The organism is Dyella koreensis, assembly GCF_044904565.1.
In the GTDB taxonomy this organism is placed as follows: domain Bacteria; phylum Pseudomonadota; class Gammaproteobacteria; order Xanthomonadales; family Rhodanobacteraceae; genus Dyella_D; species Dyella_D koreensis.
The window spans coordinates 378,607-400,057 of sequence record NZ_JADIKD010000009.1; the positions used below are offsets into that span (position 1 = coordinate 378,607).

Genomic DNA, 21,451 nt, shown 5'->3' on the forward strand with positions numbered 1-21,451 from the left:
CCAGCTCACTGTTCCGAACAAAAGCCAGATCCACCCGGCGATACCGCGGAGTGAATCTGACTTCATTTCCATCGGTCAGGCAACCTCGGTTTCCCGCAGGAAGTCCAGCACCGTACGTGCATACATCTTCGGATGTTCGATGTTGGGCAGATGGACAGCCGGCATCATCACCAGTCGCGCACCCGGCACCGTCGATGCGATGTGCTCGCCGTGGCTTGCAAGCGTGACGGTGTCGTCCGTGCCGGCGATTACCAGCGTGGGCCGGTCGATGAGGGCGATCGTTCGGCGCATGTCGGCGTCGCGCACCGCGGCGTAGAGGCCGGCCAACCCTTGGGGCGGAGTAGAGAGCAGCATGTCACGGAATGGCTGCACCTCCGGGTGCATGACTTCGAGCATGGGCCGCGGGAACCAGGCGGCCAGGAAGCCCTCCGCCACGGCGGCCATATCGGGCGAAGTCTTCAATGCCTTGATGCGCGCATCGAACTCGCTGACCGGCCCCAGGCGGGACGACGTATTGCTCAGGATAAGCTGATCGATCCGGTCCGAGGCGTGGATGCCAAGCCACTGGCCCACGAAACCGCCAAGGGACAAGCCAAGGAAATGCGCACGGCCGATGTTGAGCGCATCGAGCAGCTCGACGACGTCGCGACCCAACCGATCCATCGAGTAGGCACCTGGTGGAACATCCGACTTACCATGCCCGCGGAAGTCGTAGCGCAGCACGCAGAAGTGCTCGGTCAGCGCCGCTATCTGGGCATCCCACATATGCAGCGTCGTGCCGATGGAATTGGACAGCACGAGCACGGGATTGTCGTCTGCGCCATCGAGACGGTAAGCGATGCGGCATCCGTCGCCGGCGGTGATGAATGTGGTGTCATGCATGATGTTCTGCTCCTGGGGAATGGAAAGTGGGGGCCTGCGCCGGGCGACAACCGCCCGGGCATGCAGCCTTTTCGCCGACAGAATGCTCTTCACAGCGGACCTCTCATCCACTGCGCTTGACACGTTACATAAGCGCTTATATATATGTCCACATGACGCCAGGCCTAGGTACACAACTCCGCCATCTGCTCGAACTGCTCGACGGAGCCGTGGAAGAGGCCTACGCCTCGGCGGGCCTGCGCTATCGACCGCGATTCACACCGGTGATGCGCGCGCTGATGGCGTGCGAGCCAAGCACGATCGGACAGATTGCGGAGTCCGCGAAGATCAGCCAGCCCGCGGCCACCCAGACGGTCGCGTTGATGGTCAAGGAAGGACTGATTGTCTCCGAACCCGGGACGGACGACAGTCGTCAGCGACAGATACGCCTGTCGCCACGCGGTCGCGCCATGCTGTCCAAGCTGCGCGATTGCTGGAAAGCTACCCAGATGGCCGCCGACAGCCTCGACGCCTCGCTGCCGCGGCCTTTATCGCAATCCCTCGATGAAGCGATCAAGGCCTTGAGCGAGGAATCGTTCGGTAGCCGGGTGACGAAAGCGCGCGCCAGCCTGTCCGGTGCGGGAACTCGTTCGGCTAAAAGCGCTGCAGGAAAACGACGTGCCGAATCAGGCAAGAACGCCGCCAAGAAGAAACGGACCGGCGATGCGTAGCAGCGAGAAGAAGTACTTGCCGCAAGCCTCATAGCCACTTCTGGAAAGACGCCAACTATGAAACGCATCCTGCTGACCGTAGCGTTGGCATTCGCCTCCTGCTGCGCCAGTGCCGCCGATCTCGACACTGCCGTGGTAACCGCAGGAACTCAGCACGAGGTGATCGAACAGGCCGCCAAGGTGATTCAGGATCGCTACGTGGATTCTGCGATGGGACGCAAAATCGCCCAGGCGATTCGGCGGCAGGCTAGTACCGATGCGTTCGCCCATGATCACGATCCCGAGACATTCGCCCAGGCGCTGACCGCCGAGCTGCGCCGCGTTTCCGACGACGGGCATTTCCGCATCAATTACAGCGCACAGCTCATCCCGCTGCCGGATGCAAATGCATCCGCCCAGTACGAAGAAGACGACGACAGCTGGGCCGGCCCGGCGATCAATCACGGCTTCGAAAGTGTGCGGCGCCTGGATGGCGATATCGGCTACCTGGACCTGCGCGTATTCGCACCGCCACGCATCGCCGCCGATATGCTGCAGTCGGCCATGACTTTGCTGGCGCAGTCCAAGGCCCTGATCATCGACTTGCGCAATAACGGCGGCGGCGACAGCAGCATGGATCTGCTGATGGCCGCCTATCTGCTGGACCAGCCGGCGGAAATGAGCGCCATCTACGACCGCCCCAGCAATCGACTCACGCGCACCATGTCGCCAGTGTGGGTGCCCGGCCGTCGCTTCGGCGGCAGCAAGCCCGTCTATGTGCTGATCTCACACAAGACTTTCTCCGCAGCCGAGGCCTTCGCTTACGACCTGCAGGCCATGAAGCGCATCACCGTCGTGGGCGAAGCAAGTGGCGGTGGCGCACATCCCTATGAACGTCGACGCCTCTCCGATCATTTTCTGATCAAGCTGCCGGAAATGCGTTCGATCAATCCCATCACTGGCACGGATTGGCAGGGTGCGGGAGTCAAGCCGGATGTACCTACGGCGCCGGAACTTGCTCTAGATAAGGCGCTTGAGCTGGCGCGCGCAGCGGTGGCGCAACAAGCTGGATCGGATAAGAAGCCAAAGCACTGAGGTGCCGATCTTCTTCGTCAATGACGTCAACAGCCACAATAATCCCTACTTCAAACGTTTAAGAGCGAAACTCCGCTAGGGCACCAAATTGACCAAGCTCGATACTGGTCCAGTGAGCGGCCAAAGAAAGGGGCTACTCCCGACAAGATCAGAAGTCGAGGAGAGAGGTGTAATGCACCACGGCTACCAGCAAAAGCTGTCAATACCGCTACCAGCAAGAAGCGTCAAAGCTGCCGCTAATCGCCGGTAGCACCACGTACGCTGTGCACTTACCCATAACCTGGCCACCCGGTTGACCCATAACTTGGCCGATCTCCTCGCGGCCATCCTGAGATGGCAATCTTCGCGACCGTTCTTGGCGTAAGCTCGGCCAGACTGAGGAGGCCACGGTCGCCACCGACTACTCTGCCGCTCCCAGACGTGACAACGCAACGCCGCACGCCGCAGGAAACGATGAGTGGAAGCTAAGCACCTTCAACTCCCGTGCAACGCACTCAAAAGTTTGTTCTTTCAACAAAACGATGAAGTGCCGCCTCGGCTGAGGCGGCTTCGGAAAGGCCGCCTCGCTTTGGTCTCCCCAAATTCGACTCCGGGACGCAAGTGCCTGCTTAGATAGCTGAAGCGCCCAGTTGGAGTCGGACACTTCGGCTACCGGATAATCCAGCGCCCCGAGACCGTCGTTCCATAGATCGTGCTCCGGTCGTCCTTCGTCGTTCGGAAAACCAAACCGGGTTGCCGAACAACCGACGCACTCCAACACAGCGACACCGAGGTCTGCCCCAGTTGGGGATACAGCAAAGAAAATGAGGAATGTCCCCGCCATGCCCTCAAGGACGATTGCTTCGTCAATGGAGGCCGGCTCGCACATACCGACCGATCATCAAATCCCCCTGTCCGACCACACTGGCTCCGGTTATGTCCGCTATGGGTCGCAAGCGGACCTTACGGTTCCGACCGTAGCAGGTCATCTGCTGCGAGCAAACGTGCCAGAACGTAGTGACCGAACGCCGTGACCATCCAGCGTCGACAGATTGCCTCGTCCCTCACCGCACGCCGAACATACAGCCATACCGCTCAACATCATTCTCGTCGGGACGCTCGGCGCAGGAAAATCTGAGTAGCGCTTCCTTCCTGCATCTGTTTCAACGGCTTTTTTCGGCACCCAAACGCGAGCTGACCATCGGTCGCTTGATCGATAACCTACTGGAATCTCGTCAAAACCTGGGGAGCCATCCTGATGAAAATGTCAGAAGAACAAATGCACTGGATGATGAAAGTTTTTCAACCCGAGAGGACCGTGGCGTCTCTTCCGGGAGCGGCATCGCTCACTGTGCAGGCCCGTGCCGCTTTGCTGGGGCTTGACCCGGACTACTATTCAGCAGAGCTTGCCAAACTCACTGCGGGCGCGAAAGCGTCGGCGCGAACGCTCCTCGCGGAACCCGCTATTGGAGCAATGATTGATCGGCTCCCCTTGCGCAAAGATGCTCGAGTCTTCGCTTTTGGCGACAGCCGGACGTCGGATCCACAGTCTTGGGCGGTCATCTTGCAAGAGTTGATCTCGGCGCGGCGGCCTGACGACAACATCTCGGTGGTGGCAAGTGCCGTCAGCGGCGATACGACTACGCACGGTCTGGTCCGAATCAGTGAAGTGCTCGCCGGCGGCCCGGATTGGGTCTTGTTCTTCCTCGGACTGAACGACGCAAGGATGCAGGGCCCAAAACCCACCAAGACGATTGTTAATCACGAAGAGACTGCCCGAAATCTTGCCGAACTCCGGTCCCGTGTCACAAGTGAGACGGGGGCGCGATGTTTGTGGGTCACACCAGTTGCGGTGAATGAGAACCAGGTGTCCAAACATTGGGCGTTGTCTCGCTTCGGCGTGAGCTTTCGCAACGAAGACATCGCGCAGGTTGCGACAGCCATGCACGGCTTCGGTGATCCGGTTGTCGATTTGTTTCAACGGATTGGTGCTTCATCGTTGAATGAATTGCTGATGGAGGACGGGCTTCACTTCACGCTAGCGGGGCATCAGAGAGTCGCTTTCGAGATAGTTCGGGCTTGGTGTGAGTCGTGATGAAACACCTCGTCACTGGGGCGACTGGGAATATTGGATCACTGGTCACACAGCGTCTTCTCGACGCAGGCGAGACGCCTTGCGTGCTTGTCCGCGATGCCAAGAAAGCGCGGAAGCTATTTGGCGACCGTGTAGAAATCCGGGTGGGCGACCTCGCAAGCTCCCGCAATGATTTGACGGTCGCGTTCCAAGGGTGTGACGCTCTTTTCCTGGTCAACACTGGTCCCGACTTGGGAGAGCGGGACCGCACCTGCGCGCTGGCGGCGCGCGATGCAGGTGTCCACCATCTCACCAAACTCTCAACGCTTGACGTCAAAACCGGCGTGGGAACCGGTCCCTGGCACGCGCGCGGCGAGGATGCCATTCGAGAGAGTGGTGTGCGCCACACGTTCATCCAGACATCAGCGTTTATGTCAAACGCGTTGAGTTGGGCGGATTCGATCCGCACGGATGGAGTGCTTTCTTCATCGACCGGCGAAGGGAAGATCGCTTTTATACACCCTGACGACATCGCCGACGTCGTAGTGTCAGTTTTGTCTCATGGGGCAGCCGCAAATGACGCGCTAGTCATTACGGGCCCCAAAGCTCTGAGCTACAGAGAGATGGCCACGGCTATCGGTGAAGCGATAGGCAAATCTGTCCGCTATGAAACCCTGTCTGATGCCGATGCAATGGCGGGCGCGTTCACGTGGACCGATCACGCCTATGCCGAGGCGCTGGTCGATATCTGGCGGACCATTCGCGAGGGTCGACTCGCCACCGTCAGTGATGGCCTGCAGCAACTGCTCGGGCGCACGCCCAAGAACTTTGGCGATTGGATTGGCGAGAACGTCAGCTACTTTGCCAAAAGAAAGGGCCGATCCTGATGACCTTGCACCTTGCTTCAACATTGCTCAAGGCGAGTTATCGTCCCAGTTCGGGATGAGCGGACAGGTAGGCGAGGATCGCCTTCACTGCCTCGCCCTTGGCCTCGCGGTTTGCGAATGGCGACAATGACACCCCGTGGACGACGCCTTCGACCAGACTTGGCAAGACGAACAGGATGCGGTTCGCTTTTTCCGAACCATACTGGGCGATGGCCTTCTCAAATACCGCTCGCAGGGCGTGGCGAAAGTGCTCCGGGCCCTCATTGACCGATGTGGAAATTAGTTGGTGCAATTCTGTCTCGACGGAATGAAGATCGACAAGATCTTCCACGAGATCGACCACAAATTCGCTGAAAGACGATGATTTGTGGGCTGCAATACTGCGCTCCAGCATATTTCGAACGTCCCCGACATGGCGCTCATGCAAAGCATTGAAAACCGACCTCTTGTCCGGGAAATATTGGTAAAGGGAGCCGATACTGACTCCCGCAACCTCGGCAATGCGGTTCGTCGTGATTGATGCGGCCCCGTGGCGTTTCATCACCAAGGGGACGGCAGCAAGGACAGCCTCCACAGTTTGTCGTGAACGGTGCTGTCTGGGAATGCGCCGGGCCGGAATGTTGGCGTTATTTATCATCCGGTGAAAATATCGAGCTGGTAAGGGCAGGTAAAGGGCGATGCGCAGCGCATTGTCCCTGAATTCAGGCGCCAAACGAGTCGGTGACCACGTTTGCGTCCCAATCAGGCGGCTACCGCAGGTCCCTGACAATTTGGGAGGCAACCGGTCTTCGCTGTCACTAAGGCTACGCAGGCAATTCCGCCCTGGGTGTCCGCTTTGGGTCGCAAGCGGACATTAGCACTATGGGTTGCCCACTCCGCTCTCAGTGTCCGCTATCGGCCACACGCGCTGATGGCATCAGGTGCAAACTCGCCAAAGCAGTAGTAGCAAACGACTCTGTACGCGTTATGCCCGACTCGCCCGAACGCTCAGCCACCAATCATCGGGCCTCCCCATGCAACGACGTACCTCGCTGACTATCCAGCCAGCGTCTGTGATCGCGGATCGTAAGTCAGGCTCGCGCCAGTAGGTCTCGACGTAACGCCGAGTTGCCGCAGCGCTGCCGCGTGCGGACACACACTCGCCATCGCCCTCTCTAACCGAGACGTGTAGTTGGCCACCGGCTCGCGTTGCGCCTGCAAGTCGTCCAAGCACAGTGCCGAAATCCTTGCGCGCGACATGAATCAGGCAGGCGCAGGCCCAGATCCCGTCGTACGGCGAGTCGGGACGCTGTGGGTCGACCATGTCTTCAGTCAGTGGATCCAACTGGTCGGCTTCAAAGCCATTCTGGCGAAGCAGTTCGACGAAACCCTTCGAAACATCGGTCCGACGGACGTTAATGCCTCTCAGCTCAAGCTCAAGCGCATCACGCCCGCCGCCGCTTCCGATCTCCAGGACTCTTCCCGAGCCATGCAGCGCGGTCACAAACGCGTCAATCTCTATCGCGACCCATTTGGGCATGACCGCGGCCTCGGCAGCGTACTCCGCCGCGACCATGTCATAGGACCTCACGGTATCTCGATCGGTACTCATCCTTGCTTCCACCATGATAAGAGACCACGACGAACGAGAGGCTTATCAGCCTATCTTCCTAATTTTGAGTGTCCGCTCTGGGCAGGCCTTAAGGGACCGGAGGTAGTTATACGCCCGCCTTGAGACCCTTAACTACCTCCGGCTCCTTTTATTGATTGCCGCGCCGATGAAAATGCCCGCTTCGGGTCGGAAGCGGACATCTCAATGTGTCTCTAACCGGGGTAACACGATTAGCTCGGGATGGCATCCCGAAACTCATTCCTAGAGTGAGTCAACTTCAAACATGCTTCGAAAGCGAAGCTGTTTACATAGTACACTTATGCGCGTACAGTGTACACATATGACAAGAGACACCATCCTCACCGCCGCAAGAGCTGTCCTCGATCGCGAGGGCGTCCCCGGACTCACCGTTCGCAAGGTCGCCGCGCGAGCCAAGTTGTCGCCGATGGCCATGTATCGGCATTTTGCGGACAAAAGCGCCTTGCTCGATGCCCTTATGGATGACGGTCTGGCAACGTGGGGCAAGATCGTGTCGTCCATATCAGCCGAGGATCCCATGGCGTGGCTGGAGGAGCTGATCGAGGCGTACTTAAATTTCGCACTGACCAAGCCGCACCGTTTCGATGCGGCTTTCATGCTCCCAGCGCCCAGCGCACGCCAATTTCCGGATGACTTCGCAGTCGGGCGCTCACCCGTCATGGCGATGGTCATCTTGCGAATTGATCAGGCTAAGTCCAACGGATGGTTTGGCAACAAGCCTGCGCTTGACGTTGCACTGTCACTCGCGGCTCTCGCCCAAGGCCTGGTCTCCATGCATCGCGCCAACCGGTTTTCGAGTGAGGCGCAGTTCAAAACGATCTATCGCACGGCGCTACGGCACTGCATTGAATCTTATTCAGTCTGACCGCTTCGGAGAGAAAGATGACCCGCTTATTGGCAAGAGCATCAAGCCCTCGATATCGAATTGGCGCATTGTTTCTCAGCACGTTGATCGGACTGATCGTCGGGCTGCCTCTCATTGCTGATGGGAGCGCGCATGAGTCGACTCCTAACACAGCTGATCTTGCCATTGTGGGGGCAAGAATCTACCCAGCACCCGATAGTGAACCCATCAACGATGGTGTCGTTCTCGTGCGTGGAGGGAAGATCGTCGGTGTTGGCTCACGCCGGCAGATCACCGTTCCCCGTGGGGTTCGTCAAATAGACGCGCGCGGCTCAGTGCTGACGGCAGGTTTCTGGAACAGCCATGTCCACCTGATGACACCGAACCTTCTCGGCGCAACTGCAGCGAAAGCCGAAACCTTGCAAGGTGGCTTGGAGACCATGCTCACTCGCTGGGGCTTCACCACCATTTTTGACATCGCCTCATCGACCGAGAACGCGATCGCACTTCGGCGCCGCGTGGAAACGGGTGAGATCACGGGCCCCATGATTTTGACAGTTGGCGACCCCTTCTATCCAAAAGGCGGAACGCCAATCTATGTTCGCGAATATCTGCGGGCACATGGCGCGCCCGATGAAGAAGTTTCAACACCCGAAGAAGCTGCTGCTCGCGTGGCTCGCCAACTTGATAACGGCACCGATGGCGTGAAGATCTTCGCCGGTGCGGTCGTGGGCGGGAAGATCGGCGTTCTTCCTATGCCGATTGACATCGCCAAGGCGATCGTCGACGAGGCACATCGTCGGAAGAAACCCGCGTTCGCTCATCCAGCCAGCCTCGCTGGGATAAACGTGGCGATTGAGTCAGGGGTCGATATCCTTGCTCATACCACAGCCATGGATGGGGGAGACTCGGGCGGGTGGTCGCCAGAGTTGATCGCCCGACTGCGCGCACATGATATGGCTCTCATTCCAACCATGATGCTGTTCGAGGTCGAGGCGAAGAAATTCCACGAAAGCCCGAGCGATCTGGCGAACGCTATTTCGGTCATCACAGCAGAGGTCAAAAACTACGCTGGCGCGGGCGGCCAGATATTGTTCGGCACCGACGTGGGTTACATCGATGTCTTCGACCCCACGGAGGAATACAAGCTGATGTCGGGCGCCCTCGACTGGCGGGCTGTCCTGACCTCGCTCACCACCGCGCCGGCCAAGCGATTCGGCTACATCTCCCGCAAAGGTCGGATTGCAAAGGGTATGGATGCCGATCTTGTATTGTTGAACGGCGACCCCGCCAAAGATCCGACCGCCTTCGCCCGTGTGCGCGACACGATCCGAGCGGGAAGGGTAATTTGGGGTGCGGATCGATAGAAGTGAATTGGACATGCGGGGTGCGAAATACATTCGCCGAGGGTGTCCGCTTTGGGTCGGAAGCAGACATATCGACCTTGCCATACGGCAAGGTCCGGCCACTCCGTGGCCAGACGGTTAGGCGCAACGCCCATCAGCGACGAAACGCCTCCGGATGGGCAACCAACCACTGCGCCACCAATGGCATGTCCCTAGCTTTGGCTTGCTGGGCAAGCGTCTTGCCATCGTAGTCATATCGCCCGACGGGGCTCGCGCCGGCCTCCAGCAGCCGCAGCACGATGGCATCGGTCCAGCTACCAAACAGCATGCTTCTCCCGTCCTTGGACTTTACGGATGGGTCGGCGCCGTGCGCTAGAAGAACGTTCAGAAGCTCCAGGTTTTCCACGCCATACAATGGCGTTCTCCCCAGCCGGTCCCGATGATTGGGATCTGCCCCCCGCGCAAGCAGGCTTTTGGCCGTCAGGACACGTGCCGCCTCATCGCGGTAGCAGGCGTACGACGCTCCAAGTTCCGCAAGCGCTGTCTTTCCTTGTGACTCCTCATCGGCATCGTCCCTATGAAAGACGGCAAGATCGATGTCCACGCCGGCATTGGCCGCAGCGTCGACCATTGCAGGCGAGCAACCCGCCGCGTGCTCGGCAAAGACTTCAGCTGCCTTCGCCTTGCCCAGTCGATCGAGCCATCCATATGTCACGAGACGCTCGAACACGCGCGCATGCCCCCGCCAGATCGAGCCCTCGAGCAGGGTCATGCCGGCGATATTCACCTTACCGGGAAACCTTCTTGAGGGCGCCACTGACTGGTCCAAAGGCGCACCATGGTCGATGAGCGAAAGGATGGTGACTTCGTCTGCTTCACCGACTTCGCCAGAAACCGCCAGTTCAGTTGCATGGGCCGATCGAAAATCGAACCCGGTCTGCTCGAGCCAGGAAACAAGGCCGGGAGCACCCGATACCCAGCGATCAGTGCCCGCAGCGCGATCGATCGCCACCTCCAGGTCCTTCACCTCTTGAGGCATCCCGGCCTTCGTTCCCATATAGTCCACAACGGCTTTTTTCCGGCCACCAACCACCAAGGTGATGACTTGGGTAGGCACATCGGTTACCTGAGCTCGATACTCATCCTTGAGATGCCAGAAATCGGCAGCTTCAAACTGCGCGACCAATGCCTTCACAGCTTCGGGTCGAACGCGATCTTCATGCGCTCCTGGCAGCAGCACTCCACCTGAGGGGGAAAATTGCCTATGAACGCCATCAACTTCATCAACAGGTGAAGTGTTTGTCGTGAACTGCACGTGCCCATCGCCATGGATCGTGACCTTATAAACCGGGCAGGAACCAAAACAAGCCGACCGCTCCAAGGTAATCGCGACTTCATCTGGCCCACTAGTCGCCGCAGCCTCGAAAACAGCAACCGCCACCGCAAGTAGGCAACCGGCTTTCACCATGCCTGATACGCGAGACCTCTTCTTCATAGTCATCCTGGCCTGAAGTCGCAGTTGAAAGCGGACACTACGTTATGTGATGCAGTCCATCAGCAGGATGTCACCTGGCCCGCAATGATCACGTTCGCGTGCTGATTAAGCAGCTCGACCCAGAGCCAGTTGCTCCTGTCGGCTCCTCCGGAGCAGACACTCTTGACCTTTCCGTCGAAATTGAAGGCTTGCCACGCGCCTGATCGGTGAGAAGGCGCCCCAAACTGTTTTTTTACGTCGGTCGACGTCATTCCAAGCCACCCCTGGCGGTCGAGCAGTGCCACCGTTGTTGTCGCTGGTAGCGCTGGGCAGTCATTACTGGCGCTGACTGTATCCGTTTGTTCGCCGACCAAGCTCGTCACGAGATGTTCCCTCCCACCCATTTCCCCGCTCGAAACAATCCAGATCCGCTGTCCCTTCTGAGGCAGGCTGTAGCAGAGCCAGTACTCGCTCTCACCCGCATCGCCCCGATGATCAATCACGCCAAGGTGGTTGGCAGCAACGACGTCACCGAGCGTCGTCTTCTCAAAATGCACGGCAATTGGGCCAAGCATGAGTCCATCCACCGGTGCGCCGCGAGACGTCGACGGCCACGTCATCTCGCTAATGGGCGGCGCGGGCGGGGGCGTGGAAGCCGCTACAGCTCCAGCACAACAGGCCAGGCAAAAAGAAACGCCGATTCGAAGCATATCCCTATCCTCAAAATGTCCGTTCTTGGTCGAAAGAAGGCGTGCGGTGACAAGATCGCCATCCCTTACCGCCATCACCTCGTTCACAACGAGCCAATCATCGAGGAACTCACCGACGGCGCTTTGCATTTTTTCTCCTGGATGGAGCTACTAGCCAATCGGGATGTCATCTATGGGTTGGAAGAAGACATTGCGCCGTAATCACCGATCTGCGAATGACCCAAGCGCTACTCACTGATCTGCATGGAACGGTAGCTTCGTCCATCAAAGTAATAGACCAGTGAGCCCGCCTCTAGCGTTTCAAATTTAATACTGTCGTTACGTATGCGTACTTGCGATCCATCGACGCCAGAAAAATTTCCCGGCGGTGCGCGTGACACCACCGATAAAACATCCACGCGTTCGGGAGGCGAAATTAGATCGACGTGCGTCACTCCCGAGGCAGTCGACGGCGTTAAGACGAGCAGAACCTGTTTCAGGCCACCCCTCCTATCGAATAGCGTCACTGCATAGGCATCGTCCCGGCCATTGAATCTTCCCTTTGCAACACCGGGGCATTCGTCCAGGCGGAATCGCCTGAGGATCGCCTGATCGTCAACCCTCAGGTCACCGAGTCCGACTACCTTCCATCCCGGATGCTGCTGGCTCAAAACGCCGACAAGATCATCAGGCAAGCACGCGGCGTACCCGGAAATGAAAGGGCTCAGCGCAGCTGCGATACCAAGTCCCCACACGACCACCAATCGACACATCGATGTCTTCTCGTTCGCGCTAAGGAACAGTTGCTGGAGCACCCTGCCTCGGTCGTCGCCGTGGAAAAGTAGGCGGGCTATTTGAACAGCCGAGCTGCCAACGCCCTCCCCTCTCGCAGGGAGGGCGCTGCTCTTGAAGAAGCGCCTCCGCGCGGCTGCGCTAGAGTCCCTCGATCAACTCCAGGATCTTCTGATATGGCTCCCGTTGATCGGGGGCCTTGATCATGCGTGTCAACACAGCTGCTATCGCCGCCTGCTTCACCATGGCCATATCGGTTTCCTGTGCCGCGCTCTGCAGTTCGCGTAAGGCGCTGGCTAGCGTGTTCATGATCTCCCGCACCGCATGGGACCATGGACCCGCGTTGTCGAGTCCGAGCTTGTTCGGCAACTCGCTCACCCGCTCGATATGCGCCGAGGCATCAGGCGAGGCTGTGGCCACTTGTGCCGCCGTCACGCCAGAAGCATTGCTTGCATCGAGTGGCGCGGCTTTGCCTGCGCCATCGATCGACAACAGTTGCATCACGGCTTGCGTTGTCGCCGCTTGCATCAGGACGAAACTCTGCTGCTGGCTATTGACGGCATTGTGCGCGGCATTCATCAAGGCCTGCGCCGTGGCCATATAGATTTGGTTGAGGGAAATCGTTGGCGCACCGCCCGGGGTGGAGGGGTTGGTTTGCACTACGGCATCGGTAACTTGAGGATTAACCTGGGTCGACGTTGACATGAGAGCTCCTTCAGAGTGAGGTCACCTGGTAGCGCCTTATTCAGCCTGCGCAACAGGTCTGGTTTTCTGTGGTTGAGCAGGATTCAATGCTTTCAGTGTGCATAGCCAATCAAGACGTGTTTGCAGCATCGTTGGTACGCCGCTGCGTTAAAGCCTCTTCAAAAGCGAACAATCAGGAAGGCTCCAAGTGCACCCACGAAGCGCTGGACAATCAGACGCACGCTAGCGAGATAAAATCTGGCTAAAGACGAACTAACGACTCGTCTTGTCGCCTACTGATCGTGTTCCGCCCTTTTTACGTGCCATCTTTGCCGCTGCGCCTTCCGACTTCGCGCTGCCACGCAGAGCCACCGGATAATCGCCCAGCACCGCGTACTCCCAATGCAGCGTGATTCCTTCGACGCCCTGCTCTCCGGGTGAGGCGCTGATGCGTACCAGCGTCGCATTGAGTTCCGGCGGCAAGTCCGCGTTCCACACCTTGCCATCGGCAGAAGGGACGGACGTGCGGATGCTTGCGCCGAAGCTGGTTTCGAAGCTGGCGGAGGCAAGCTGGCCATCGGCCTGTCCGTACGCGGACACGATGCGCTCATCCTTCTTGAGCAGGAGTTCGCGGCAGGCGCCTTCCGCGCGGCCGACCAGCGGTCCCCAGCCGGAGGCATGCTTTGCCTGGATGCCACGAATGCGCCGATCGAAGTAAATGCGCACGCCCTCGATCGGCTTGTCCTGGGTGAGATCGGTCGCCGTACCGATGCCGCCGCCAAACGGTCCGACGGAGGCGCGCACCGTCCTGGACGTCGGTGCAGCCTGGCCAGGGATATACGAGTTCCAGATTCGCGCCGAAGCGAACATCGCATCGAGCTGCGCACCGTATTGCGCGGTAACCAACGCCTTGCAGGCCGGCAACAGCTTGGTCTCCGCCGTCCGCTGCTGCTCCCTGTCGAAGGGCGGAAAGACCCGCCATACATACATGGTCGCGGCACGCCCCTCTCTCTCGTCGGCCGCGTCTTTCACCACATAGTCGATGAATTGCGCCCGGGTCGCTTCATGGCGTGTGACGCCGGAGAGAAATTTCAGCCGGCGCTCCATCAGGCCGGCGCGGAATGTCAGTGCGGCCTTGGTGTACTCCGCGACGGCGGATTTGAGCGACGCCAGATGGCCGTCGGGATTGGGATCCTTGTCCACCTTGGCGATCGTTGCGTAGTTGAGTGCGCGCTCGCGCAATAGGGTGAGCTTGAGCGTGCCCATCGTCATCAGATAGGTCGCCGTCTTCTCCGGCTCCTCTTTGCGGAAAAAGGCGCGGTCGCTCGTATTGAGCGTGGCGATGACCGAGTTCATGTAGCCGGCCTTCTCCGTGCCGGGCTGCAGGCCGTTGTACTCGTCCAGATTCTTTTTGGCGCCATCCAGCGCAAGCTTCAGCGCTGTGATGCGTTCTGCCGAAAGCTTTGATTCGACGAGCTTGTCGATATACGCCGTGATCTGGTCCCAGACCATCTGCAACGAGTTGTCGGGCCACAGTGCGGCGGTGACGAACTTGATCGCGCCGCCCGCCGTGGGAATAAGGCCTATGCCGCCTATGGTGATTTCGCGCAGGTAGTCGAGCGGGCGCTTGAAGGTCGGCAGCATGGCCAGGCCGATCTCGCTGGTGGCCAGCACCGGCTTGAACTGCTGGTTATGCGCATCGCCAGCGTAGCGATTCTGATGTTGCACCACGCTCGCGCCGGACGTCGCGGTCGCTCCGTAGACATCCAGGCATTTGCCGCTGTGCTCGGCTTCGATGAAGTAGTACCCATCGCCCGCATCGACCAGACGGAACCGCTGGTTGGCACCGTTGTGCCACCCGGCCTGGATCACGTTTGCGCCATCCACCGTATGGGCGCCATCGATGTCGATCACCAGATCCGAGTGCTTCACACGTATCGCGAACAGCCGCGTACTGACCGCGTCGAACTTGAAATGCTGGTGCTTCTCGTCCGCGGGCTCCGCCTGCTGGATACGCGCACCGGACGCACTCGAAGCGTTCGCGACACTGAGCACTTTGCCGCTGTGGCGGGCGACGAGATAGTAGTAGTCGTTTGGACCGGGCGAAAACGCCATGACATTCCTCCCCCAAGGAATAACTAAAGACTTTGCCTGGGCGCCAACCTCCACGCCAAGATGCCTCTGCTAGTCGGCGGAGAATACTTGAAAGCGGACCGTTGACCACAGCCGCTGCAGCCTCCATCGGATCGGCCGTCGCATTGCGGCTCCGAACCCCAGGCAGGACATCCCGGGCGTGGAGGATGAGGTATCCCACCCCTGGCCGCTGAGCAGCCAGGAGCGAGGGTGGTTAAGATGCCCTTGGAAATTCACGAGTGCATGTCATGCTCGCGTACGATCCATGGCATGAAACTGCAGGTAGCTTCTTCACGGCCTCGCGCTATTGAGCCACTTCGGAGGAAAAGCTTGTGGCAAGTGATGGGGAGGGTGTGAGTAGTCTCTTCGAAATTGCTTTTGCCCCTCCGCCCAAAGGGAGCCGCCGATCCGCGGAATCCGTCTACGCACAGTTGCGCGCCGCGATCCTTGATGGCCGGTTGGTTTCTGGGTCCAAACTTCCAGGGGAGCGGCAGTCGGCGGTCTTTTTCGGTGTATCGAGAAATACGGTCGCCCGGGTTTATGCGAAGTTGGCGATCGAAGGATTCGTGCTTTCCCGGCAAGGGTCGGGAACGTATGTGGCGCCGAAGCAAAGCCGCCCGCGGCGCGAGCGCTTTCCGGCACAGCAAACCCCCGACCCACGTCTTAATGCGTTGTGGTGTCGGCCGGATCTCGCCCAGACACTGAATTTCTGGCACGACAATCGGCGGACGAGTGCGCCAGGGGCGGCTGCATTCCTGGATTTTCGACCGGCGCTGGTCGATCCACGATTGTTTCCGTTCGACATCTTTCGCCGGATCAGTGCCAAGCAACTCCGGCGGATGGAATTGAAACCTCCCGCCTTCAAGAGTCCGCAAGGCAATCAAGGGCATTACCCGTTGAGGGCCGCTATCGCGACGCACATCGGCATCTCACGCGCCGTTGTGTGCGAGCCCGAGGACGTGCTGGTGACCGCAGGTGCGCAGCAGGCTTTCGACATTCTCGCTCGTGTATTGGTCACCCCTGGCGTGACGACGGTCGCCATCGAAGATCCGGGCTACCCGCCGATGCGCGCTGCCTTTCTCGCTGCCGGGGCCAAGGTCGTGCCTGTTCCGGTGGACGCAGAAGGGTTGGTGGTCGACGCCCTGCCAACCTCGGTGCAGATCATCTGCGTATGTCCTTCACACCAGTTCCCGCTTGGCGTATCCATGTCCGCGCAGCGCCGGACAGCGCTACTCAGCTTTGCCCGCAAACATGGCGCCGTCATCGTCGAGGACGATTACGACGGCGAGTTCCGCTACGACGGCACGCCACTGCAGGCGCTGCGATCCACCGCGACCGCGGATAGCGTGTTCTACGTCGGCACCTTCTCCAAGTGCATGCTCCCCGCACTGCGGCTGGGATTCGTGGTGGCACCCCAATGGGCCATGCCGACACTGACGACGGCGAAGAACTGTCTCGATTGGCATTGTCCGACGTTGACGCAAATGGCGGTCGCCCGTTACATCGCGGACGGGTACCTGGCGCGGCACGTGCGGAAGCTCCGTGACATCTATAGGGAGCGACGAAATCTCATCAATGAGATACTTCGATCGGACTTCTCAGGCGAGCTGGCGCCGATACCGTCGCACTACGGCATGCATGTGGCGGCGTTCTCGACCCTGACTAGACACCTCGAACGCGTCACCGCACGGTTGTTGGAGTCAAACGTGCATTTGCATTCCTTCGAGCGCTATTTCTTGGGTGCGCCGACATCAGAAGGCCTGGTTTTCGGCTACGGCGCCGTCGACCTCAAGGATATCGAGCAGGGTCTGAAGGCGTTACGGCGCGCGCTCTAGCGCTTGAACGTCATGATCCAGTTCGTCTCCCAGGTTTTGCCTCCGTCGGCGGAGAACGCTTGCTCGAAGCGGGATGAGTCTGGCTTGATGTCGGAGAAGCCGTTTCGCACCATGATACGTCGTCCATTGAAAGTCTCCTGGCTATAAAAGTCTCCGCGCCCGTCCTTGAACTCACCGACCATTGCCCCATCCAGCATGCCGACGCTGCTATTGGTCCAGTTCAAATTCCACTGACGTGACTGCGGGTTGTACAGGCGAAGCCCGACGCCTTCGATATGCCCGGCCGGCCCCTCTATCTCGAGTTCAAAAAGACTGGCACGACCGTCCCAGACTTTGCGAACCACCGACATGCCGTCGTATTCGGTCCAGGTTGTCGAGCCCGTCAGTGGATGCACAAGCCGCGATACGTGGGTTTTCCAGGTGCCGAAATGGAAGTCGAAGTCGTGCTGGCCATCGCGCTCCGCCGCCTTTATCGGCCCTGCCGCGAAGAAGATCGCCGCGGATAACACTGAGATTGTCCATGTCCTTGCATGCTTAATCATAGGGAGCACCTAAGTGTTGAATGAACCAGGCGGTATTGCCGTGAGTGAATCGATCATGGGCCGCATTATTTCCATTGCACGCCGGGTTATAGAGGCCACTTTCCGGGAAAACATGCGCGCCACTTCGACGCGGCTTGCGGTCGTGTCGTCATAGATGGCCGGGTTTCGCGCCCGGCGAAGTGGACCACCTGAATTTGCTCCGACTGCCCCCTCTGGCGCAGCAGGTTTTCTCTAAAGTCTGGCCATGGGTCTGGAGATACGGAGAGCGCAATGATGTGGAAGCAGCTGTTACGTGGAGTCATGATTACCGGTGCTCTTGCATGCGTGTCGTTGAATGCGAGCGCCCAGCCGTCCCGGGATGGCTCGCATGATTTCGACTTCGCTCGAGGGACCTGGCATACGCATGCCACGCAAGTACAGGACCCGTTCGATGGCGGGGCTCATACGGTGACCATGGATGGTACGAAGACAGCGCGGCCGATATGGAACGGCCGGGCCTGGCTCGAGGAAATCGAGGCCGATGGCCCGAATGGGCATTGGGAAGGCGCGACGCTTTTCGTCTATAACGCCAAGGCCGGGCAATGGAGCCAAACCTATATCGACAGCGACTCGGGCGAGATCGAGGCCCCGACCATCGGCAGCTTCAAGGACGGTCGCGGCGAGCTGTTCGGCACGACCACGTACAAGGGGCGCTCGGTTCTGGTGCGCGGCGTCTGGTCGGATATCAAGCCCGATTCCCATCGCTTTGAGATTTTCTACTCCCGCGACGGCGGCCAAACCTGGGTAACCGCGTTCAAGGCTTATCTGACACGGCTCAAGTAATCGCGCATGGCGCCCGCGTCCGCCGAACGGACGGCCTGACCGCCCCGTTCGGCGCTGTCTTTCGATCCCTGGCCATGGGACAGTGCCGATCTCTCAGCATATGGCAGGCAAATTGCCTGCCATGCCGCGGTCGTAGGCGCGCCGCTACTTTCTGTCACGTGGGATTCTGTAGTATCGATCGGTACGCGTGGCGTCTTTCCCAGCACAGGCCTACGTAACCCTTCTGATGGTCCGCAAGACGGTGCGCTGATGGACGACACCCGCAGGGCAGCTGAAAGACCCGAACGCAATCGCTCCTTCGGTCACGGCAGGGATTCATTTGAACCCCTTGGCCCTGAATGCACGCGGGTCGCAATTAAGCCATCGATGGTGCCCGCCGAGCTGGAAAAAGTAGCCGGCCTGCTCCATGGGCGTCCTTACGTCACGTTGCATTGTCACTCCTCGTCTCGCCCGGACTTGGAGTTCCTCAAGCATTTCCCCTTCGTGCGGCGCTTGAGTGTGCATCTGTGGAACATTGAGGACATCCGTGGATTCTCGTATCTGCACAACAGCCTTGAACTCCTCAGTTTCGGCTGCACCCAAAAGCGGTTCTCGTTGAAGTTCCTGCAGGACATGCCTGCGCTTGAGACGCTTTTCCTGGAAGGCCACACCAAAGACATCGCCAGCGTCAGTCGCCTCTCGCGGCTGGGTTCGCTGGGGCTGAAGCGCATCACGCTGCCTGATCTCTCCCTGCTGGGCTCGCTACGCGAGCTCACCCGCTTCAGCCTCTCGTTCGGAGGCACGCGGGATCTCGCTCATCTCGTGGAGCTGCCCAAGCTGGAGGCGCTCAGCGTGCTGCGGGTCAACAAGCTCGACGAGCTCTCCATTCTGGCGAAGCTCACCTCCCTCAAGACGCTCGATCTCGATGCGATGCGTAACATCACCTGCCTGCCGAGCCTCGACGCACTGACGCGTCTCGAAGAAGTCACCCTCGAGACCATGAAGGGTCTTACCGAGCTATCCGCCTTGGCGGCGGCGCCCGCTTTGCGGCAGCTCACCATCGCGGGCATGCCGCAACTCGACGTCGACGCGTTCCGTTGCCTGGCCGGTCATCCGAGCCTCCAGGAGCTTCGCCTGTGGAGCAATCTGGGAGGGACGATGAGCCTCAGGAAATCGGTGCACGACGCCGTCAGACAGTTGTTGCCGGACGTCACCAAGACCTGACAGACAGGGTGGAACCGGTACACGCAGGCAGGGCTTGCTTCGATTCGGGAGCGGGCAAGACCCGCAAAAACTCGCGGAAATGCCGTGAAGCTCTGCTTGCACCCTCCCGTCACATTCCATGCACGACCTCCGCGAGACCTTACCGCGGCCGCGTCAGTGGCAACCAAGGGGGCAAGCCAAGTCAATCAGCCATGCATCCTGGCGACTTATGTCGCCGGTTGATTAGCGCGCGGTTGGCCCAGGGGGGCATCTGCAGTCGGCACGTTACACGCTGGTATCGCGCCAGCGTGAGGGAATCAACGTACTCAACAGGGGGTTGATCATGCGTTTCTTACGAGGGAAGACCGTGGGTGCCGTCGCGGTGCTCATGCTGTGTACTGGCGCGGCCAATGCGGGCACGTTTCCGGATTTCGGCTACGCGCCGCCGTCCAGCTACAAGGGCACGCTATTCCGGCTTAGTCAGGACTATCCGAAGCAACTGCCCAAGGCGCCATTGCCGGCCTTCTTCAAGCTGTTGCCAAGTCCGCTCAGCAACGACTTCGAGAAATGGCGTCCCTACACCGAGGCAGCCAGGAAATACTGCCTGGAAGGCAACGTCGATAATGATTGGGTAGTACAGAAGAACACCGTTCGCCATTGGTATCACGCGCCGTGGCAACACTACGGGCCATTAGGCCGCGAAGGCATTCACGGCCTTACCAAGGAAGCGCAGATTCAGGTCAAACAGTTGGCGCCGACGCAGACCAGCACTGGCCAGACGTATGCCGTCGGCATCTACAACGACGTGGGCGGCTTTACCTTCGGTGAGGTCTGGAAGAATCCGCAGGACCCCGATCCCTCGTTCACGTCCAAGCCCAACAGCTTTCATGACGGCACGGTGGTCTGCAAACCGTTGTTTGCTGACGTCGATCTCAAGCAGGTGCCGTTCCTGGTGAATCCGGTGTTGTGGCAGGCGTACATCACCGACACCTTCGCCTCCGCCAACCGCACGATCAAGAACGTCGCGCTGATCCAGATGGATTTCGCGGTGCGTGACTCGCGTGTTCCTGGCACCGGCTGGGTTTTCGGCACCTTCCAGTACAACGGCGCGGTAACCGGCAAATCGGGCTGGGACAATCTGGTGCCGGTCGGCGTGCAATGGGGCAACGATCCGGAAGACACCGGTGACAGCTATACCAACAAGCAACCCACCGTCACCAAGATCAACCCCAACCTCAAACAGACGGCCATCAACGCCAACACCAAAGAGTTGCCGCCCACCCATCTTGGCTGGAACGGACGCCTCGACGGCCCGGTGGATAACCCCATCAGCGCCTGCATGAGCTGCCACATGACCGCGGAAAGCCCGCAATTGGCACCGATGAATCCCACCTTCCAGGCACCGGACAAAGTGCCACCCGTAGGCTCGAAGGAATGGATGCGCTGGTTCCAGAACGAGGAGGCCGGCGTGCCGTTCAGCCCGGGAGCGCAGAGTACGGACTACAGCCTGCAGCTCGCCGGCGGCATCGCCAACTTCTACGAGTGGAAGTGTGAACAGGGCGGCGTGTTCCTCGACAGCCCCAATGCCTGCCAGCAGGCAAAGAACCTGAGACTGAAGCTGATGAAGTCCAATACACCGCCAGCGCAGGTCTTCAAGATTCTTCGCGATCCCTCGCTGGAAGAGCTGCACTGATCGACGCGTACGGGCGGGGAGCCACCCCGCCCGTACGGCTTGCGGTGCACCACCGCCAATCATCGAGCGATGTCTTGTCGATGCGGCGCAGCCAGTGATGCCGCTACATGAAGAAGCGCCATTGGGAAAGAATGGGAATATGCACACACACGGAGGTACGATGAAAAATCGGAAAGTTG

General features: G+C 59.4%; 19 protein-coding genes. 10 read left to right on the forward strand and 9 right to left on the reverse strand.

Going from position 1 to position 21,451, the window contains the following annotated elements; translation table 11 throughout:
- Positions 1–75: 75 nt before the first annotated feature.
- On the reverse strand, positions 76–975 hold the full coding sequence (gene pcaD, locus ISS97_RS09095) for a 3-oxoadipate enol-lactonase (protein ID WP_379985139.1): 900 nt from the start codon (positions 973–975) through the stop codon (positions 76–78).
- A gap of 116 nt (positions 976–1,091) precedes the next feature.
- Here pcaD and ISS97_RS09100 point away from each other — a divergent pair, with 116 nt between their 5' ends.
- The 4 genes from ISS97_RS09100 to ISS97_RS09115 all read left to right on the forward strand — a co-directional run bounded on the left by ISS97_RS09100 (position 1,092) and on the right by ISS97_RS09115 (position 5,606).
- Positions 1,092–1,592: a MarR family winged helix-turn-helix transcriptional regulator gene (locus tag ISS97_RS09100; RefSeq protein WP_379985138.1), complete on the forward strand. Its 501-nt coding sequence runs from the start codon at positions 1,092–1,094 to the stop codon at positions 1,590–1,592.
- Positions 1,593–1,649: 57 nt separating this feature from the next.
- Positions 1,650–2,666 carry a S41 family peptidase gene (locus ISS97_RS09105; RefSeq protein WP_379985137.1) on the forward strand — a complete coding sequence of 339 codons (1,017 nt, stop codon included), beginning with the start codon at positions 1,650–1,652 and terminating at the stop codon, positions 2,664–2,666.
- Between the two features lie 1,237 nt (positions 2,667–3,903).
- A complete protein-coding gene (locus ISS97_RS09110) occupies positions 3,904–4,740 on the forward strand; it encodes an SGNH/GDSL hydrolase family protein (protein WP_379985136.1) in 837 nt (278 codons plus the stop codon).
- Entirely contained in the window at positions 4,740–5,606 is an 867-nt protein-coding gene (locus ISS97_RS09115) for an NAD(P)H-binding protein (RefSeq protein ID WP_379985135.1), read from the forward strand. The genes ISS97_RS09110 and ISS97_RS09115 overlap by 1 nt, the downstream gene beginning before the upstream one ends.
- A 37-nt stretch (positions 5,607–5,643) precedes the next feature.
- On the opposite strand, the gene ISS97_RS09120 is transcribed toward ISS97_RS09115, so the two are convergent.
- Positions 5,644–6,318 (reverse strand): TetR/AcrR family transcriptional regulator, encoded by a 675-nt coding sequence (locus ISS97_RS09120; protein WP_379985134.1) that lies wholly within the window; start codon positions 6,316–6,318, stop codon positions 5,644–5,646.
- 252 nt (positions 6,319–6,570) lie between these two features.
- Positions 6,571–7,197 (reverse strand): class I SAM-dependent methyltransferase, encoded by a 627-nt coding sequence (locus tag ISS97_RS09125; protein ID WP_379985133.1) that lies wholly within the window; start codon positions 7,195–7,197, stop codon positions 6,571–6,573.
- A 340-nt stretch (positions 7,198–7,537) separates the two neighbouring features.
- Between ISS97_RS09125 and ISS97_RS09130 the strand changes: the two genes are divergently transcribed.
- A complete protein-coding gene (locus ISS97_RS09130) occupies positions 7,538–8,101 on the forward strand; it encodes a TetR/AcrR family transcriptional regulator (protein ID WP_379985132.1) in 564 nt (187 codons plus the stop codon).
- A 17-nt stretch (positions 8,102–8,118) separates the two neighbouring features.
- The gene (locus ISS97_RS09135; RefSeq protein WP_379985130.1) at positions 8,119–9,447 is read left to right on the forward strand and encodes an amidohydrolase family protein; all 1,329 of its coding nucleotides are present in this window, start codon (positions 8,119–8,121) and stop codon (positions 9,445–9,447) included.
- A gap of 133 nt (positions 9,448–9,580) precedes the next feature.
- On the opposite strand, the gene ISS97_RS09140 is transcribed toward ISS97_RS09135, so the two are convergent.
- The 5 genes from ISS97_RS09140 to ISS97_RS09160 all read right to left on the reverse strand — a co-directional run bounded on the left by ISS97_RS09140 (position 9,581) and on the right by ISS97_RS09160 (position 15,180).
- Positions 9,581–10,921, reverse strand: coding sequence for a DUF6438 domain-containing protein (locus ISS97_RS09140; RefSeq protein ID WP_379985129.1), 1,341 nt, complete (start codon positions 10,919–10,921; stop codon positions 9,581–9,583).
- Positions 10,922–10,980: 59 nt separating this feature from the next.
- Positions 10,981–11,739, reverse strand: coding sequence for a hypothetical protein (locus ISS97_RS09145; protein WP_379985128.1), 759 nt, complete (start codon positions 11,737–11,739; stop codon positions 10,981–10,983).
- A gap of 98 nt (positions 11,740–11,837) precedes the next feature.
- A complete protein-coding gene (locus ISS97_RS09150) occupies positions 11,838–12,404 on the reverse strand; it encodes a hypothetical protein (protein ID WP_379985127.1) in 567 nt (188 codons plus the stop codon).
- A 118-nt stretch (positions 12,405–12,522) separates the two neighbouring features.
- On the reverse strand, positions 12,523–13,086 hold the full coding sequence (locus ISS97_RS09155; protein ID WP_379985126.1) for a RebB family R body protein: 564 nt from the start codon (positions 13,084–13,086) through the stop codon (positions 12,523–12,525).
- Positions 13,087–13,338: 252 nt separating this feature from the next.
- Positions 13,339–15,180 carry an RICIN domain-containing protein gene (locus tag ISS97_RS09160; RefSeq protein WP_379985125.1) on the reverse strand — a complete coding sequence of 614 codons (1,842 nt, stop codon included), beginning with the start codon at positions 15,178–15,180 and terminating at the stop codon, positions 13,339–13,341.
- Between the two features lie 371 nt (positions 15,181–15,551).
- On the opposite strand from ISS97_RS09160, the gene pdxR reads away from it, so the two are divergent.
- Positions 15,552–17,033, forward strand: coding sequence for a MocR-like pyridoxine biosynthesis transcription factor PdxR (pdxR, locus tag ISS97_RS09165; protein ID WP_379985124.1), 1,482 nt, complete (start codon positions 15,552–15,554; stop codon positions 17,031–17,033).
- Here the strand turns inward: pdxR and ISS97_RS09170 are convergent.
- Positions 17,030–17,575: a hypothetical protein gene (locus ISS97_RS09170; protein WP_379985123.1), complete on the reverse strand. Its 546-nt coding sequence runs from the start codon at positions 17,573–17,575 to the stop codon at positions 17,030–17,032. The genes pdxR and ISS97_RS09170 overlap by 4 nt on opposite strands.
- A gap of 273 nt (positions 17,576–17,848) precedes the next feature.
- On the opposite strand from ISS97_RS09170, the gene ISS97_RS09175 reads away from it, so the two are divergent.
- The 3 genes from ISS97_RS09175 to ISS97_RS09185 all read left to right on the forward strand — a co-directional run bounded on the left by ISS97_RS09175 (position 17,849) and on the right by ISS97_RS09185 (position 21,272).
- On the forward strand, positions 17,849–18,397 hold the full coding sequence (locus tag ISS97_RS09175) for a hypothetical protein (RefSeq protein ID WP_379985122.1): 549 nt from the start codon (positions 17,849–17,851) through the stop codon (positions 18,395–18,397).
- 249 nt (positions 18,398–18,646) lie between these two features.
- Positions 18,647–19,600 (forward strand): leucine-rich repeat domain-containing protein, encoded by a 954-nt coding sequence (locus ISS97_RS09180; protein ID WP_379985121.1) that lies wholly within the window; start codon positions 18,647–18,649, stop codon positions 19,598–19,600.
- Between the two features lie 322 nt (positions 19,601–19,922).
- A complete protein-coding gene (locus ISS97_RS09185) occupies positions 19,923–21,272 on the forward strand; it encodes a hypothetical protein (RefSeq protein ID WP_379985120.1) in 1,350 nt (449 codons plus the stop codon).
- Positions 21,273–21,451: the final 179 nt, after the last annotated feature.

Bases quoted from the DNA above. Each gene is read 5' to 3' on its own strand.
- ISS97_RS09105 (WP_379985137.1), top strand. From the start codon at position 1,650: ATGAAACGCATCCTGCTGACCGTAGCGTTGGCATTCGCCTCCTGCTGC.
- ISS97_RS09155 (WP_379985126.1), bottom strand. From the start codon at position 13,086: ATGTCAACGTCGACCCAGGTTAATCCTCAAGTTACCGATGCCGTAGTG.
- ISS97_RS09145 (WP_379985128.1), bottom strand. From the start codon at position 11,739: ATGCAAAGCGCCGTCGGTGAGTTCCTCGATGATTGGCTCGTTGTGAAC.
- ISS97_RS09175 (WP_379985122.1), top strand. From the start codon at position 17,849: ATGTGGAAGCAGCTGTTACGTGGAGTCATGATTACCGGTGCTCTTGCA.
- ISS97_RS09185 (WP_379985120.1), top strand. From the start codon at position 19,923: ATGCGTTTCTTACGAGGGAAGACCGTGGGTGCCGTCGCGGTGCTCATG.
- ISS97_RS09135 (WP_379985130.1), top strand. From the start codon at position 8,119: ATGACCCGCTTATTGGCAAGAGCATCAAGCCCTCGATATCGAATTGGC.
- ISS97_RS09125 (WP_379985133.1), bottom strand. From the start codon at position 7,197: ATGAGTACCGATCGAGATACCGTGAGGTCCTATGACATGGTCGCGGCG.
- ISS97_RS09130 (WP_379985132.1), top strand. From the start codon at position 7,538: ATGACAAGAGACACCATCCTCACCGCCGCAAGAGCTGTCCTCGATCGC.
- ISS97_RS09110 (WP_379985136.1), top strand. From the start codon at position 3,904: ATGAAAATGTCAGAAGAACAAATGCACTGGATGATGAAAGTTTTTCAA.
- ISS97_RS09140 (WP_379985129.1), bottom strand. From the start codon at position 10,921: ATGAAGAAGAGGTCTCGCGTATCAGGCATGGTGAAAGCCGGTTGCCTA.
- ISS97_RS09170 (WP_379985123.1), bottom strand. From the start codon at position 17,575: ATGATTAAGCATGCAAGGACATGGACAATCTCAGTGTTATCCGCGGCG.
- ISS97_RS09115 (WP_379985135.1), top strand. From the start codon at position 4,740: ATGAAACACCTCGTCACTGGGGCGACTGGGAATATTGGATCACTGGTC.
- ISS97_RS09180 (WP_379985121.1), top strand. From the start codon at position 18,647: ATGGACGACACCCGCAGGGCAGCTGAAAGACCCGAACGCAATCGCTCC.
- ISS97_RS09160 (WP_379985125.1), bottom strand. From the start codon at position 15,180: ATGGCGTTTTCGCCCGGTCCAAACGACTACTACTATCTCGTCGCCCGC.